This window comes from Pseudorhodobacter sp. MZDSW-24AT (assembly GCF_002794355.1).
GTDB lineage: Bacteria > Pseudomonadota > Alphaproteobacteria > Rhodobacterales > Rhodobacteraceae > Pseudotabrizicola.
Window position 1 is genome coordinate 98,436 of the sequence record NZ_PGOI01000003.1, and the last position, 15,907, is coordinate 114,342.

A 15,907-nucleotide genomic window follows, 5' to 3' on the forward strand; every position below is an offset into this window, starting at 1 on the left:
CTTGGCCGCGGCGGTGGCAGGCGGGATCGAGGGCAGGAGGCGCGCGTGGTCTACAGGCTTGAAGAAGAGACCGAAGACGATTGGTGGGAGGTCGAGGCGCTGTATGACCTGTGCTTTGCCCCCGGTCGCACGGCGCTGTCGTCCTACCGCCTGCGCGAAGGCGTGCCGACGGTGGCGGCGCTGTGCCTGACCTTGCGCGACGAGACCGGGGCGCTGGCGGCGGTGATCCGCTATTGGCCCGCGCTGGTGGGGGGGCAGGATGTGCTGCTTCTGGGGCCGATCGCGGTGCACCCGACGCGGCAGGGTGAAGGCTTGGGCGGGCTTTTGATGAACGAAAGTCTGGCCGAAGCGCGGCGGCTGGGCTGGGAGCGGGTGCTTCTGGTGGGGGATGCGCCCTATTACGGGCGCTTTGGCTTTCGCAAGCTGGAGGGGGTGGAAATGCCGCCGCCCACCAACCCCGAGCGGGTCTTGGGGCTGGCGCTCAAGGCCGGGGCTTGGGACGGGGTGACGGGGGCTGTCACCAAGGCGACCTGAGGCGCGAAAATCGGGCGGCGCGCAGGGATTGCGCGGCGGCCAAAGGCCCCCATATCAAAGGGCATGGACCCTTTGTCACGCGATCATATCCTTCTTGTGTTGCCGGGCGATGCCTTGCCCGAAATCCGCGATCTGGCGGCGCGGCACCGCCGTGCCAATGGGCCGGTGATTTCGCTGGTGAACCGTTTGGGCGGGCGGCTGGAGCAGCAGCTGGCGCTGGTGCCCGAGGCCTATCGCAGCCAGATCGAGCGGGGGGTGGCGCAGGCTCTGTCGGCGGCGATGGCGGTGGCCGGGCAAGGCGACCGCCTGCCCGATACCGGGACGCGCGGCCCTTTGGTGGCTGCGATGGCCGCCGGGGCGGCGGGCGGCGCGGGCGGGGTGCCCACCGCGCTGGCGGAATTGCCGGTGACGGTGACGCTGATCCTGCATGCGATCCGGCAGGCGGCGCGGGCCGAAGGCTTTGACCCCGAGGACCCGGGCGTGCGGGCCGAATGCATCAAGGTTTTTGGCGCGGGCAGTCCGCTGGCCGAGGATGACGGGATCAACACCAGTTTCGTCTCGGCCCGGCTGACCTTGACCGGGCCTGCGGTGCAAAAGGTGATTGCCACCGTGGCCCCGAAACTGGCCGCCACCTTGGGCCAGAAGCTCGCGGCGCAGGCGGTGCCGGTGATCGGCGCGGTGACGGGGGCGGCGCTGAACGCGGCGTTCCTGAGCTATTTCACCGAAGTGGCCCGCATCCGCTTTGCGCTGTTGCGGCTGTCGCAGATCCACGGGGCCGAGGCGGTGCTGGCCGAGTTCCGCACCGCGGTGGAGGCCCCGCGCCTGCGCAAGGGCGGTTGAGCGGCTAACTTTTGCGTGACCCGCCGCTTCCTTGGGCTGAACCGGCGGGATCTGGAGGAGCGGCTGCGCCGCGTTGAATGTGAGCGGGCGTCTGGCCTGCGGCCAACCCGCCCGCGGCGTTGCCTCCGGCGGGGATATTTTTGAACAGGAGAGACGTTCGAACAAGAGAGACGGCGGGGGCGTGGCGGCTTGGGCAATGCCGTGCCGCGTCAGGCGGGTTGGGTGGCGAGCCAGTCCATCAGGGCGGGGCGTGCGCTCATGTCGCCGCGGGCGCGGGCCGCGCTGATCACGGCGCGGGCCTCGGCCAGATTGACGCGGCGCAGCAGGGATTTGACCGGACCGATCGAGGCCGGGCGCATCGAGAGGCTGCGCAGCCCCAAGGCGGCCAAGGCCAGCGCCTCGACCGGGCGGCCCGCATCCTCGCCACAAAAGGAGAGGGGCGTGCCGGTTTCGGCGCAGCGCCCGACGATCTGTTCGATGAAGCCCAAGAAGGACAGGTTGAGCATGTCATAGCGGCGGCGCACCCGTTCATTCTCGCGGTCGGCGGCGAAGAAGAACTGCTTGAGATCATTGCCGCCGATGGAGACGAAATCCGTCAGCTCGAAAAAGGTGCGTGGCGCGAAGGCGAGGCTGGGGGTTTCCAGCATGGCGCCGATTTCAAGGGTGGCGGGGACCACATGGCCGAGCGAGCGTTCGCGGTGCACCTCTCGCAGGACATGGGCGCGCGCCTGTTGAAATTCGGCCAGTTCGGTGACGAAGGGGAACATCAGGGTCAGCGGGCGGCCATTGGCGGCGCGCAACAGCGCCTGAATCTGCATGCGCAGCACGCCCGGTTTGTCGAGGCCAACCCGGATCGCGCGCCAGCCCATGGCGGGGTTCGGCTCGTCATTGGGTTTCATATAGGGCAGCACCTTGTCGGAGCCGATGTCGAGGGTGCGAAAGGCCACGCGCTTGCCTTTGGCGGCATCCATCACCCGGGCGTAGAGCCCTGCGAGTTCGGCCCGGCGTGGCATCTTGTTGCGCACGAGGAATTGCAACTCGGTGCGGAAGAGGCCGACGCCATCGGCCCCGGAGCCTTCGAGGCTGGGCAGATCGGCCATCAGGCCCGCGTTCATATGCAGCGCGATGGTGGTGCCGCAGGCGGTGGTGGCGGGCAGATCGCGCAGCGAGGCATAGCGCACCTGCGCTTCGGCCTGCATGGCGATCTTGTCGCGGAAGGCGCGGGCCACCGCCTCTTCGGGGCGCAGATGGGCGATGCCCTGATCGCCATCGACAAGAATATGGTCGCCGTTGAGCGCCTCGGCGGTGATGCGGCGGGCGTGAATCACCAGCGGGATCGTCAGCGCCCGGGCAACGATGGCGGCATGGCTGCCGACCGAGCCTTCTTCCAGCACCACGCCGCGCAGCTTGCGCCCGTATTCCAGCAGCTCGCCCGGGCCGATGTTGCGCGCGACCAGCACCGGGTTTTCCGGCATCTCGGCCCCGGTGTCGGCGCCTTGGCCGGTGAGGATGCGCAGCAGGCGGTTCGACAGATCGTCGAGATCGTTCAGCCTTTCGCGCAGGTAGGCATCGGGCACCTGTTCCAGCCGGGCACGGGCGGCGGATTGTTCCTTTTCCACCGCCGCCTCGGCCGACAGGCCGTTCTGGATGTCGGCCTCCATCCGGCGCAGCCAGCCGCGCGAATTGGCGAACATCCGGTAGGCTTCCAGCACCTGCCGCTGTTCCTTGTCGAGGCTTTCGGCCGAGAGCAGATCATCGACCGAGATTCGCAGCTGCCCCACCGCATCGCGCAAACGGTCGATCTCGGCCACCGGATCATCCGCGACCGGGTTGGTGACGACGACGCGCGGTTCGTGCAGCCAGACATGGCCTTCGGCGGCGCCTTCCTGCCCGGTGGCGCCCCGGAACATCACCGGCTGGCGGTGCAGCGCGCGCATCCCGTCTTCGTCGCCGGTGAAGGCGCCCAGTTCGGTCATCTCGGCCAGCACCATGGCGACCACTTCCAGCGCATAGATCTCGTCATCCGAGAATTGCCGGGCGGTGCGGGACTGCACCACGAGCACGCCGAGCTTTTCGCCCACGCGCTGAATCGGCACGCCGAGGAAGCTGGAATAGATCTCCTCGCCGGTTTCGGGCATGTAGCGAAAGCCCTTTTCGGCGGGGGCATCGGCGGTGTTGACGGGGGTGTTGGTGCGGGCGACGCGGCCCACGAGGCCTTCGCCCAGCTTCATCCGGGTCTGGTGGACGGATTCGGCCTTGAGCCCTTCGGTGGCACACAGCTCAAGCGTTTCGGCGTCGCGGAACAGGTAGATCGAGCAGACTTCGGTGCGCATCGAATCGGCGATCAGATGGGTGATCTGGTCCAGCCGCTCTTGCCCTTTGGCCTGCGCGCCCAAGACGTCGCGCAGGCGGCGCAAGAGTTTGCGGCTGTCACTATCCGACCGTTCTGGCATTCTGGGGCACCCTTTGACTTGCCCCCTCTATAGGCGAGGCCCTGCTGAAAGGGGAGGGGGGAAAGTCGCCGCGCCGCGGCATCACGGCACAGTTGGGCGGCTTTTGCCTGAAAAGGCGGCAGACACCGGGGGCGCGGAAAGACGAACCGCCGGAAAGCGGCGGCTTTCCGGCGGGGATCTCGGGCTTTGGCCGGTCTGGGGCCTGCCTCAGGCCTTGTCCAGCTCGAAGCTGTCGTGCAGCGCCTGCACCGCGAGTTCCATGTAACGGCGGTCGATCAGCACCGAGATCTTGATCTCGGAGGTGGCGATGACCTTGATGTTGATGTTCTCGGCGGCCAGCGCCTTGAACATGCGGGCGGCGACGCCCACCTGGCTGCGCATGCCGATGCCCACGACCGAGACCTTGGCCACATCGGTGTCGGCGATCAGCTCGTCATAATTGATGAGCCCGGCGGCGCGGGCATCTTCCATCGCCTTTTGCGCGCGCGCGACCTGATTGGTCGGCACCGAAAAGGTCATGTCGGTGACGGCGCCGCTGTGGTTGCCGTAGTTCTTTTCAGAGATGTTCTGGACGATCATGTCCACATTCACGCCCGCATCGGCCAGAGGGCCGAAGATGGCGCTGGCCACGCCGGGGCGGTCCTCGACGGTGACAAGTGTCATTTTCGCTTCGTCGCGGCTGTAGGCCACACCAGAGACGACTTTCGATTCCATGATTTCATCCTCGTCGCAGACCAGGGTTCCAGAGTTTTCATCCGTATCCTCGAAGGAGGACAGGACACGCAGCCGCACCTTGTAACGCATTGCCAGCTCGACCGAGCGGGTTTGCAGGACCTTGGCGCCGAGGGAGGCGAGTTCCAGCATTTCCTCGAAGGCGATCTTGTCGAGCTTGCGCGCCTTGGACGAGATCCGCGGGTCGGTGGTGTAGACGCCGTCGACATCGGTGTAGATGTCGCAGCGTTCGGCGCCGAAGGCGGCGGCAAAGGCGACGGCGGTGGTGTCGGAGCCGCCCCGGCCCAAGGTGGTGACGCGGCCTTCGGCTGAGAGGCCCTGAAAGCCCGCCACCACGGCAACCTTGAAGCCTTCGGCGAATTTCGCATCGATATTGGCGCGCGGAATGTCGATGAAGCGGGCCGAACCATGCGCCGAGGTGGTGTTGATCGGCACCTGCCAGCCCTGCCAGCTGCGCGCGGGGATGCCCATTTCCTGCAAGCGCAGCGCCATCAGCCCGGCGGTGACATTCTCGCCGCTGGCGACCACGGCATCATATTCGCGCGCATCATACAGCTTGGACGTGCCTTCGACATAGCCGACCAGCCGGTTGGTTTCGCCCGACATGGCGCTGACGATGACGATCACGTCATAGCCACGGGCCACCTCGGCCTGCACCTTTTTCGCGGCATTCTCGATCCGCGCGAGGTCGGCCACCGAGGTGCCGCCGAATTTCATCACCAGAAGCGGCATGGATGCATCCTCCCCACGGCCACCAAAACAATCGGGCGTGTCATATGCGGGGGCGGGGGGCGGCGCAAGCCCCGATGGCATGCACAACCGCCCCATGGCTGCGCCTGTGGCCGGCGGTGCACGGGGGGCTGTCTGCCCCCCGGCGGGACGGTGTCCCGCTCCCCCCGAGGATATTTGGAAACAGATGAACAGAAAGAAGCACGCCCTTGGCGTTCATCTGTTCCTAAATATCCCCGCCGGAGGCTCCCGCAGGTGTGGCCGGGTGCGGCTTTGGCAGGTTAAAGCGCCCGCCACCCGATGTCGCGGCGGCAGAACCCTTCGGGCCAATCGATGGCATCGACCAGCGCATAGGCGCGGGCCTGAGCCTCGGCCAGCGTGGCGCCGCGGGCGGTGGCGTTGAGGACACGGCCGCCGTTCGAGAGGATCTGCCCGTCCTGCGCGCGGGTTCCGGCGTGAAAGACCATGTCCGCACTGGTTTCGGGCAAGGCCTCCAGCCCGTGGATCACGCTGCCCTTGGCATAGGCGCCCGGATAGCCTTGCGCGGCCATCACCACGGTCAGCGCGTGATCTTCGGCCCAGTGCACGCGGGCGCTGTCGAGCCGGCCTTCGGCGCAGGCGAGCAGCAGATCGAGCGCCTGCCCTCCCAGCCGCATCATCAGCACCTGCGTTTCCGGATCGCCAAAGCGGGCGTTGTATTCCACCAGCCGGCATTGGCCGTTCTCGATCATCAGCCCGGCGTAGAGCACGCCCTGATAGGGGGTGCCGCGCCGCGCCATTTCGGCGATGCTGGGGCGGATGATCTGTGCCATCGCCTGATCTTGCAAGGCGGGGGTCAGCACCGGAGCGGGGGAATAGGCGCCCATGCCACCGGTGTTGGGGCCGGTGTCGCCCGCCCCCACCCGCTTGTGGTCTTGCGCGGTGCCGATCGGCAGGGCGTTGACGCCATCGGTGAGCACGAAGAAGCTGGCTTCTTCGCCGGTCATGAACTCTTCGATCACCACCTCGGCCCCGGCCTCGCCGAATTCGCCGCCGAACATGTCGTCGATGGCGGCCAGTGCCTCGTCCAGCGTCATCGCCACGATCACGCCTTTGCCCGCCGCAAGCCCGTCGGCCTTGACCACGATGGGCGCGCCTTGCGCCTTGACATAGGCGCGGGCGGCGGCGGCATCGGCAAAGCGGGCATAGGCGGCGGTGGGGGCGCCGCAGGCATCGCAAAGCTCTTTGGTGAAGGCCTTGGAGGCCTCGAGCCGGGCGGCGGCGGCGCTCGGCCCGAAGGTCAGGAGTCCGGCTGCGCGGGTGGCATCGGCGACACCGGCGGCCAAGGGCGCCTCGGGGCCGATGATGACGAAGTCGATCGCATTCTCGGCGCAGAAGGCGACCACGGCGGCGCCGTCCAGAATGTCGATCTCGGCGCAGTCGGCCAGCTGTGCGATGCCCGCATTGCCGGGCGCCACGATCAGCCGGTCGGTCTTGGGGTTCTGCTTGACCGCCCACGCCAGCGCATGTTCGCGCCCGCCCGAGCCGAGAATGAGGATGTTCATGGGTGCGCCCCCTTGGCCTTCGGTTGCAGGCGTCATAAGGTCAGCCCGCAAGGGAGGCAAGCGCCATGGACCTGTTTGAAGACGCCCCGGCCCCGGTCGGCAACAGCCCCGAATACAGCGTTTCCGAACTGTCGGGGGCGGTCAAACGGGTGATCGAAGGCGAATTCGGCCTTGTCCGCGTGCGCGGCGAGGTGGGGCGGGTGTCGCGCCCGGCCTCGGGTCATCTGTATTTCGACCTCAAGGATGACCGCGCGGTGATCGCGGCGATTTCGTGGAAAGGGCAGGTGGCGCGGATGCAGGTGCGCCCCGAGGAAGGGATGGAGGTGATCGCCACCGGGCGGATGACCACCTTTCCCGGCCAGTCGAAATATCAGCTGATCGTCGAGGATGTGGCGCCAGCGGGCGCGGGCGCCTTGATGGCGATGCTGGAAAAGCGCCGGGCGGCCTTGCAGGCCGAGGGGCTGTTCGATGCCGCGCGCAAGCGGCCCTTGCCCTATCTGCCCGCGGTGATCGGCGTGGTGACCTCGCCTTCGGGCGCGGTGATCCGCGACATCCTGCACCGCTTGCGCGACCGCTTTCCGCGCCGGGTGCTGATCTGGCCGGTGGCGGTGCAAGGGCAGGCCTGCGCGGCCGAGGTGGCGGCGGCGATCCGTGGCTTCAATGCCATTGCCCCCGGCGGGCCGGTGCCGCGCCCGGATGTGCTGATCGTGGCGCGTGGCGGCGGCAGTCTTGAGGATCTGTGGGGCTTCAACGAGGAAATCGTGGTGCGCGCGGCAGCCGAGTCGCGCATTCCGCTGATCTCGGCGGTGGGGCATGAGACGGACACCACGCTGATCGACTTTGCGTCCGACCGCCGCGCGCCCACGCCCACGGCGGCGGCCGAGATGGCGGTGCCGGTGCGGCTGGAACTGATGGCCGCGGTCGATGCCTTGGGCGCGCGGCTCAGCCGGGCGCTGGCGCAAGGGGTGGCGCAGCGCGGCCAAAGGCTGCGCGATGTGGCGCGCGCGCTGCCCCGGCCGGACACCCTGCTCGCGGGGCCGGCACAGCGGCTGGATGCCGCGACGGGGCGGCTGTCGGGGGCGCTGTCGCTCGCGGTCAGCCGCAAGCGTGGCAGCTATGAACGACAGGCCGGGCGGCTGTCACCCCTGGCGCTGCAAGGGCTGATCGCGCGGCGGCGCGAGGCGGTGGCGCGGCGGGCCGAGGCGCTGGAGGCCCGGCTGTCGCGCCGGCGCGACCTCTGGCACGGGCAGCTCGACAAATGGGCCTCACGCCTTGCGCCTTCGCTGGCGCGGCTGATCGCGCAGGCGGGGGGCAAGATCACCGAGCAGCGCCGCCTGCTCGACAGCGCCTCCGCCCGGCTGGATGCCGCACCCGCGCAAAGACTGCGCGATCTGGCCCGGCGCCTCGAGGCTTTGGACCGCACCCGCCTGACGCTGGGCTACGATCAGACCTTGCAGCGCGGCTATGCGGTCGTCCGCGCCGATGGGGCCGTGGTCACCACCCGCGCCGCCGCCGAAACGGCGCATGTGCTGGAGGTGGAGTTTCAGGATGGCCGCCTGACGCTCGGCGCCCGCCCCGCCGCGCGCAAAGGCGGGGGCAAGCCGCCCGAGCAAGGCTCGCTGTTTTGACCGGCGCGCAGCTGCGAGCGCAAGCCAGTCAAGCGTGGCAAGCCGCAGAGCGTTCCTTGCCACTGGCGCACCCGGTTGCCCTGTCGGACGCTCCGCGGGGAGTATTTCAGAAAGGTGCAAACATGAGAGCGCCGCGCTGATTTGCACCTTTCTGAAATACTCCCGCCGGAGGCGTCCTGCCCGCCCCGCCGGGTGCTGCGGTGCAAGGCCGTTCAGACGCCCACATCCGGCCCGGCGCAAGCCAGAGGGTCAGGGGATTGTGCGACTTCCGACAGTTCCGCGCCTGCGCCGTCGCCGCTGAAAAGGCCAGTGAGCCGCCCGTCCTGCCGCCAGAAGGACCAGCATTGCGGGGTCGGGTTGTAGGTATAGGTGAAGCAGATCTTCCCGGCCTCTTCATACCAGGTGCCATCGCGGCAAACGTCGCCCTTGAAGGCCCAGCGGACCTTGCGGCCGGGCAAGTATTGCTCGGCCCCGTACACCTGGCCGAACTGGCTGAAGGTAAGGGTCTTGCCGGTGGTATAGGCTTCAAACTCGGCACCGGTCAGGGGCACCGGCGGCTCGGCCGCGGCGAGGGGCAGAGGGAGCAGCATCAGGCTGAAGGCGAGCGTGCGGGCAAAAGAACGGGTGGGGGAACGGGCGGGGGGGCGCATGCGGCGATCTCCGATCACGAATGCGCGAAGCGTCGCATGGCGGGCGGGTTCGCGCCAGTGGCCCTGCGCGTCACTGAGCGGGATCTTGCCCGGCTGCGCTTTGCCAGCGTTGCAGATGCGGGCGCATGCGGCGGTGCCAGAGCCGCGGAACCAGCGCCAGCGTGCAGGCCAGCGGCAGCGGCCAAGGCAGCAGGGGCGCCTCTGGCGCCAGGCGCAGCGCAGGGTAGGCGCGCCCGGGATGGGTGTGGTGGTCGGAATGCCGCGGCGCGTTCAGCATCAGCGCCGAAGACAGCCAATGCGGCGCGTTCCACGCATGGCGCGCCCCCACCGGCTCGAAGCGGCCATCGGGCAGGCGCGCGCGCAGCAGCCCGTAATGCTGCACATAATCGCCCAGCAGCTGCTGCATCTGCGCATGGGCCGCAAGCCCGAGCCAGACCAAGAGCCCCAGCCCGCCGCCGATCAGCCCGGCCAGAGCAAGGCTGGCCGCGGCAATCCCCAGATACCATGCATAGGGATGCACCCCCTCGCGCCCCGGCGCCCGCGCGCGTCGGATGTCTTCCGCCGCTTTGCCGGCCCGGAACCCGCCGACCGAGGCCCGCGCGGCAAAGCGCCAGAAGCCTTCGCCCGCCCGTGCCGTGTAAGGATCGTCTGGCGTCGCCACCGCCACATGATGCACCAGCCGATGGGCCGAGGCGTGGTGGCCCAAAAGCAAGACACCATAGGTCAGCACCCCCAGCCGATAGAGCCCGCGGCCGGGGCGGTGGATGAGCTCATGGGCCGCCGGGTGCCCGACCTGACCCAGAAAGGCCCCGGTGGCGAGCACAAGAAGGAGCTTTTCGCCAAGGCTCAGAGACCCGGACACGACGCCCAGCACCGTCAGCGGCATCAGCCCCAGCACCGACAGGGCCACCGCCACCAGAAGGGCATCGGCACCGGGAAACTCGGCGTCCTCGCGGGCAGTGCCGCCCAGCGACGGCAGCAGCTGATCCAGCAGCACCACCAGACCCCCGGTGTAAAACACCGCCGCCCAGAGCCAAACGCCCCCCGCCCACAGGCCCATAAGGAGGAGCGCCACCGGCGACAGCGTGGCAAGGGCAAAGACCGTCATGGGCAAGGCAGCAGGCATCATGCGGGCAGCTTATCAGGGATTCGGGGCCTTTCCAGGGCAAGGCGCGACTTGCCCAGCCGCCGCTTTCCGGGCGGGAAATGTCCGCACCGCCTTCCCTCAGCCGGATTTTGCGCTTAGGTGAAGGAAACGTCCGCCATCAGACCGGGGCCCCGATGTCATTCTTCAAGAAGCTGCGCGACAAGATGTTCCGCTCGTCGGACAAGATCGGCGAAGGCCTCGACGCGCTGGTCGCCGATGCGCCGCCCGAACCCGCGAATGAGGGGGGGCTGGCGCCCGCGACGCAGACCCCGCCCGCGGCAAAGCCGCAGAATGCAAACACCGCGGCAAAGCCGCCAACAAACACCGCAGCCCCGCCGCAGACCGCCCCCGCGCCGGCCGAGGCGGGCAAGCCGGGCCTCTTGGGCCGTCTGTTCGGTCCCGCCGAAGCCGATGCCCCCCGGCGCGAGCTGGACGATGCCATGCTGGAAAGCCTGGAAGACGTGCTGATTCAGGCGGATATGGGCGTCGACACCGCGCTTCGGGTCAGCGCCAATATCGCCGAAGGGCGCTACGGAAAACGCATCTCGGCCTCTGAACTGCGCCGCGCCCTTGCCGATGAGGTGACGCGCATCATGACCCCGGTGGCGCGGCCCTTGCCGCTCTATCCCAACCGGCCACAGGTGGTGCTGGTGGTGGGGGTCAATGGCTCGGGCAAGACCACGACGATCGGCAAGCTGGCCAGCCAGTTCAAGGCCGCCGGCAAATCAGTGGTGATCGCGGCAGGCGATACCTTCCGCGCGGCGGCGGTGGAACAGCTGCAGGTCTGGGGCCAGCGCGCCGGGGTGCCGGTGCTCACCGCGCCCGAAGGGGCCGATCCCGCCAGCCTTGCCTTCGACGCCTTCACCAAGGCGCGGGCCGAAGGCGCCGACCTCTTGATGATCGACACCGCAGGCCGCCTGCAAAACCGCGCCGATCTGATGGAGGAACTGGCCAAGATCGTGCGCACCTTGCGCAAGATCGACCCCAGCGCGCCGCACAACACGCTTCTGGTGCTGGATGCCACCACCGGCCAGAACGCCGTGGCGCAGGTCGAGATTTTCCGCAAGATCGCCGATGTCTCGGGCCTCGTGATGACCAAGCTCGACGGCACCGCCAAGGGCGGCGTGCTGGTCAGCCTCGCGGACAAGTTCGGCCTGCCGATCCATGCCATCGGTGTGGGCGAACAGATCGACGACCTTGCCCCGTTCGACCCCGAGGATTTCGCCCGCGCGCTGGTCGGGCTCGACGCCTGACCTCGTTCATCTGTTCATAAATATCCTGGGGGTCCGGGGGCAAAGCCCCCGGGGGTCCAGCAAGGACGACGTTCTTCATGACCGATTGGCTCATCTCACTGGAAGGCACGCCCGAAGGGCTGCGGCTGGCACTGATGCTTGCGCTCACCTCGGCCTTTGCCCATGCGGTGTTCGGCGCGCTGCAAAAGGGGCGGCATGATCCTTGGGTCACGCGCGGCTCGATCGATCTGTGGATCGCGATCTTCGCGGCTCCCGTGGCGCTGTTCCTCGTGCCCTGGCCGCAGGGCTTTGAGTGGCTGGTGCTCTTGGGCGCCTTGGGCATCCATTTCGCCTACAAGCTGACCATGGCGCTGGCCTATGAGCGCGCGGCCTTTACCGTGGTCTATCCGGTGGTGCGCGGCACCGGGCCGCTGGCGACGCTGGCCTTTGCCGCGCTTTTTCTGGGCGAAGGATATGGCGCGCTGCAATGGCTGGGCGTGGCGATCCTGTCGGGGGCGATTCTGGCACTGGCGGCGCTGAACCTGCGCGGCGGGGTGGTGGCGCGGGCGGCCTTGCGCGCGGGTCTGGCCTGGGCCTTTGCCGGGGGGCTGCTGGTGGCGGTCTACACCACCTATGACGCCTGGGGCATCCGGCTGACGCCCGACCCTTTCACCTTCCTTGCGTGGTTTTTCCTGATCACCGCCATCGACTTTCCGCTGCTGGTGGCCTACCGCCAGTGGCGCGGGATCGGCGCGCCCTTGCCGCCGGCGGGGCCTTTGGTCATGCGCGGCATCCTTGGCGCCTTGGTGGCCTTTGTCAGCTTTGGCGGTGTGATGCTGGCCACGCGTCTGGGCAAGGTGGGCGAGGTCGCGGCCTTGCGCGAAACCTCGACCGTTTTCGCCGCCGTGATCGGCTGGGCGGTCTTGGGCGAAAAGGTGGGGCTTGTCCGCGCGCTGTTGATGGCGGCAGTGGCGGGCGGCGCGATCATGGTGCAGGCTGGATAGGCGGCAGAAGGACAAACGGACAATGGCAGAGCGCAAGATCAACGGCGTGGTGAAGCAGGTGCTGGAACTGGGGCCGACGGTGGCTTTCTTCCTGATCTATCTGCGGATCAAGGACGACACCTTCACGTTTCGCGGCACCGAGTATTCGGGCTTCATCGTGGCGGCGCTGGTGTTCATCCCGATCCTGCTGCTCGCGATGGGCATTCTTTGGGCGCTGACGCGCAAGATCAGCCGGATGCAGGTGTTCACCGCCTTCATGGTGATCTTCTTCGGCGGGCTGACCGCCTGGTTCAACGACGAGCGCTTTTTCAAGATGAAGACGAGCATCGTCTATGCCTGCCTTGCGGCGCTTTTGGGGATCGGGCTGTTGCGCGGGCAAAGCTGGCTGGAATATGTGCTGGCCGAGGCGCTGCCGATGCGGCGCGAAGGCTGGATGATCCTGACGCGGCGGTTGTGCCTGATGTTCGTGGCGCTGGCGGTGGCCAATGAGATCATCTGGCGCACGATGTCGACCGAGACTTGGGTGAAGCTCGAGACCTTCGGGATGCCTCTGGCGCTGATGCTGTTTCTTTGGGCGCAGATCTATGCCTTGCAGCGCTTTCTGATCGAGCCCGAGGAGACGGGCAAGCGCAAGGACTAGGGAGACATCTTGCAAGGGCGCGCCGGTGGCGGGCTGCGGGAGCGCTCCGCGCGGGAGTATTTCAGAAAGGTGCAAGCGGCAGCGGGCGCGCGGGCCTTGCGGCGCGGATCTTGGCGGGCAGGGTGGGCGCAAGGGCGTTGACCCTGCGGCGGCAAAAGCGTATGCGCGGGGCGTGGTGCTTTGTTACCGGATTGCGGGCCACGTTAAACATTCCGCTAAAAGGTCTTGGGGGTGGGCCCCGAAACCTTTGCCGGTTTCGGGGTTTTCTTTTTGCCGAAAGGTGACGGCATGTCTGAGACTTGGAACACGCGCACGAAACTGGTGCATGAGGGCACGCGGCGCAGCCAATATGGCGAGATGGCCGAGGCGATCTTTCTGACGCAAGGCTTTGTCTATCCGACCGCCGAGGCGGCGGAGCAGCGCTTTGTGCAGGCGGGGGCGGATGAGTTCATCTATGCCCGCTATGGCAACCCGACCACCCGCATGTTCGAAGAGCGCATCGCGGCGCTGGAAGGCACCGAGGATGCCTTTGCCACCGCCAGCGGCATGGCGGCGGTGTCGGGGGCGCTGACCTCGATGCTGCGGGCGGGCGATCATGTGGTGTCGAGCCGGGCCTTGTTCGGATCATGCCTTTACATCCTGGAAGAGGTGCTGACGCGCTATGGCGTGAAGGTGACCTTTGTGGACGGGGCCGATCTGGACCAATGGCGCGCCGCCGTCACGCCGGGCACCAAGGCGGTGTTCTTTGAATCGATGTCGAACCCGACGCTGGAATTGGTGGACATTGCCGCCGTGGCCGAGATCGCCCATGCGGTGGGGGCTTTGGTGGTCGTGGACAATGTGTTTGCCACCCCGATTTTCTCGCGCGCGGTGGACCAAGGCGCCGATGTCATCGTCTATTCCACCACCAAGCACATCGACGGGCAGGGGCGCGCGCTGGGCGGTGTGGTTTGTGGCACCACCGCGTTCATCCGCAAGGTGCTGGAGCCTTACATGAAGCACACGGGCGGCAGCATGTCGCCCTTCACCGCCTGGATGCATCTGAACGGCATGGCGACGCTGGATCTGCGCTGCCGGGCGATGGCGGAAGCGGCGCTGAAGATCGCGCAGGCGCTGGAGGGGCATGAAAAGCTGGGCCGGGTGATCTATCCTGGGCTGGCCAGTCATCCGCAGCATGATCTGGCCGTGGCGCAAATGGGCTCGGGCGGCACCTTGGTGACCTTTGACATCGCGGCGGGCAAGGAGGCGGCGTTCCGCTTCCTGAACGCTTTGGAGATTGCCAAGATTTCCAACAATCTGGGCGATGCCAAGACCATTGCGACGCATCCCGCCACCACCACCCATCAGCGCTTGCCGCAAGACCAGAAAGACGCGCTTGGCATCACGCCGGGGCTGATCCGGCTGTCGGTGGGGCTGGAAGATGCGGGCGATCTGATCGCGGATCTCCGCGCTGCGCTGGCGCAGGCCTGAAGGCGGTGCGGACGCCGCTTGCTGGCTTGTGTGCTGCCAAGCGGTGCTTATATTCCATGGGGCGGCGGGCAGGGGCCAGAAATTCTTCTTGCCCGGCGCCCGCCCACTGATCCGATCGCGGACGCTTTGCGTATACCTGTTGACATTGACGGCATGGGCAGCGGCCCGGCCCGAACCGGAAGGACCCAGCCCATGAACATTCACACCCCCGAGATCGACCGCAAGCCGAGCCGTGACGAGGCGGAGGCCGCGCTGGCGCTGTTGCAGAAATGGGCGCGCCATTCATCGGATGACGAGATTGCCACGCTGGAGCCGGGGGTGGGCTATCTGCTGCCGGGGCAGTTCGCACCGGCGCTGAGCCGCGCCTATCCGCAGAATTTCGCGGTGACCCCGGCCTATAAGGACAGCCTGCCCGATTTGCAGAACGGGCCATCCAGCCTGATCCGGGGCGAGCGGCAGCGCATTCAGCATGTGGGGATTTCCAATTTCCGCCTGCCGATCCGCTATCAGACCCGCGACGCCGCGCCTGTGATGCTGGAAACCAGCGTCACCGGCACCGTCAGCCTTGAGGCCGAAAAGAAGGGCATCAACATGAGCCGCATCATGCGGTCTTTCTATGCCCATGCGGAACGCACCTTTGGCTTTTCGGTGATCGAGGCCGCGCTTGACGATTACAAGGCCGATCTGGGCAGCTTTGATGCCCGCATCCAGATGCGCTTTTCCTATCCGATGCAGGTGCCGTCGCTGCGCTCGGGCCTTGCGGGCTGGCAATATTACGAGGTGGCCTTCGAGCTGGTGGAAACCGCCGGGCTGCGCAAGAAAATCGTGCATCTGGATTACGTTTATTCCAGCACCTGCCCGTGCAGCCTTGAGCTTTCGGAACATGCGCGCAACACGCGCGGCCAGTTGGCCACGCCGCATTCGCAGCGTTCGGTCGCGCGGCTGTCGGTCGAGGTGCTGGACGCTGCGCTGACGGTGGAAGATCTGGTCGAGATCGCCCGTGCCGGGGTGGTCACCGAGACGCAGGTGATGGTGAAGCGCGAAGACGAACAGGCCTTTGCCGAGCTGAACGCCGCCAATCCGATCTTTGTGGAAGATGCCGCGCGGCTGTTCTGCGCGGTGTTGAAGCGCGACCCGCGGATCGGCGATTTCCGGGTGCTGGCCAGCCATCAGGAAAGCCTGCACAGCCATGATGCGGTGAGCCTGCTGACCGAAGGACCGACCTTCGCGCAAGACAGCCTTGACCCGCGCCTGTTCCAGTCGCTGTTCCACATCGGCTGAGCGTGGTTTGCCGTGATCCGGGC

At 67.3% G+C, this 15,907-nt stretch carries 13 protein-coding genes and 1 riboswitch; of the genes, 8 read left to right on the forward strand and 5 right to left on the reverse strand.

The window, feature by feature from the left end; genetic code table 11:
- Positions 1 to 45: 45 nt before the first annotated feature.
- Together CUR21_RS03865 and CUR21_RS03870 are read left to right on the forward strand one after the other, a co-directional pair.
- The gene (locus tag CUR21_RS03865; protein ID WP_232622676.1) at positions 46 to 534 is read left to right on the forward strand and encodes a GNAT family N-acetyltransferase; all 489 of its coding nucleotides are present in this window, start codon (positions 46 to 48) and stop codon (positions 532 to 534) included.
- A gap of 63 nt (positions 535 to 597) precedes the next feature.
- Positions 598 to 1,374, forward strand: a complete 777-nt coding sequence (locus tag CUR21_RS03870; protein WP_100195708.1) for an EcsC family protein — start codon at positions 598 to 600, stop codon at positions 1,372 to 1,374.
- Between the two features lie 209 nt (positions 1,375 to 1,583).
- On the opposite strand, the gene ptsP is transcribed toward CUR21_RS03870, so the two are convergent.
- The 3 genes from ptsP to purD form a co-directional block, all read right to left on the reverse strand.
- Positions 1,584 to 3,827, reverse strand: a complete 2,244-nt coding sequence (gene ptsP / locus CUR21_RS03875) for a phosphoenolpyruvate--protein phosphotransferase (RefSeq protein WP_100195709.1) — start codon at positions 3,825 to 3,827, stop codon at positions 1,584 to 1,586.
- Positions 3,828 to 4,034: 207 nt separating this feature from the next.
- Complete coding sequence (locus tag CUR21_RS03880) at positions 4,035 to 5,291, reverse strand: aspartate kinase (RefSeq protein ID WP_100195710.1); 1,257 nt, start codon at positions 5,289 to 5,291, stop codon at positions 4,035 to 4,037.
- 278 nt (positions 5,292 to 5,569) lie between these two features.
- Positions 5,570 to 6,832, reverse strand: coding sequence for a phosphoribosylamine--glycine ligase (purD, locus tag CUR21_RS03885; protein ID WP_100195711.1), 1,263 nt, complete (start codon positions 6,830 to 6,832; stop codon positions 5,570 to 5,572).
- 65 nt (positions 6,833 to 6,897) lie between these two features.
- On the opposite strand from purD, the gene xseA reads away from it, so the two are divergent.
- Positions 6,898 to 8,460 (forward strand): exodeoxyribonuclease VII large subunit, encoded by a 1,563-nt coding sequence (gene xseA, locus CUR21_RS03890; protein WP_100195712.1) that lies wholly within the window; start codon positions 6,898 to 6,900, stop codon positions 8,458 to 8,460.
- Between the two features lie 212 nt (positions 8,461 to 8,672).
- Here the strand turns inward: xseA and CUR21_RS03895 are convergent, their stop codons facing one another.
- Together CUR21_RS03895 and CUR21_RS03900 are read right to left on the reverse strand one after the other, a co-directional pair.
- Entirely contained in the window at positions 8,673 to 9,110 is a 438-nt protein-coding gene (locus CUR21_RS03895; protein WP_369802503.1) for a hypothetical protein, read from the reverse strand.
- Between the two features lie 70 nt (positions 9,111 to 9,180).
- Complete coding sequence (locus CUR21_RS03900) at positions 9,181 to 10,239, reverse strand: alkane 1-monooxygenase (protein ID WP_232622677.1); 1,059 nt, start codon at positions 10,237 to 10,239, stop codon at positions 9,181 to 9,183.
- Positions 10,240 to 10,391: 152 nt separating this feature from the next.
- Between CUR21_RS03900 and ftsY the strand changes: the two genes are divergently transcribed.
- From ftsY to folE2, 5 genes are all read left to right on the forward strand, one after another.
- Positions 10,392 to 11,510, forward strand: a complete 1,119-nt coding sequence (ftsY, locus tag CUR21_RS03905; protein ID WP_100195713.1) for a signal recognition particle-docking protein FtsY — start codon at positions 10,392 to 10,394, stop codon at positions 11,508 to 11,510.
- Positions 11,511 to 11,587: 77 nt separating this feature from the next.
- Positions 11,588 to 12,493 (forward strand): EamA family transporter, encoded by a 906-nt coding sequence (locus CUR21_RS03910; protein ID WP_100195714.1) that lies wholly within the window; start codon positions 11,588 to 11,590, stop codon positions 12,491 to 12,493.
- A 22-nt stretch (positions 12,494 to 12,515) separates the two neighbouring features.
- Positions 12,516 to 13,133 (forward strand): inner membrane-spanning protein YciB, encoded by a 618-nt coding sequence (locus tag CUR21_RS03915; RefSeq protein WP_100195715.1) that lies wholly within the window; start codon positions 12,516 to 12,518, stop codon positions 13,131 to 13,133.
- A gap of 162 nt (positions 13,134 to 13,295) precedes the next feature.
- Positions 13,296 to 13,372, forward strand: a riboswitch (SAM riboswitch).
- A 49-nt stretch (positions 13,373 to 13,421) separates the two neighbouring features.
- Positions 13,422 to 14,603: an O-succinylhomoserine sulfhydrylase gene (gene metZ / locus CUR21_RS03920; RefSeq protein ID WP_100195716.1), complete on the forward strand. Its 1,182-nt coding sequence runs from the start codon at positions 13,422 to 13,424 to the stop codon at positions 14,601 to 14,603.
- A gap of 192 nt (positions 14,604 to 14,795) precedes the next feature.
- A complete protein-coding gene (gene folE2 / locus CUR21_RS03925; protein ID WP_100195717.1) occupies positions 14,796 to 15,884 on the forward strand; it encodes a GTP cyclohydrolase FolE2 in 1,089 nt (362 codons plus the stop codon).
- Positions 15,885 to 15,907 lie beyond the last annotated feature (23 nt).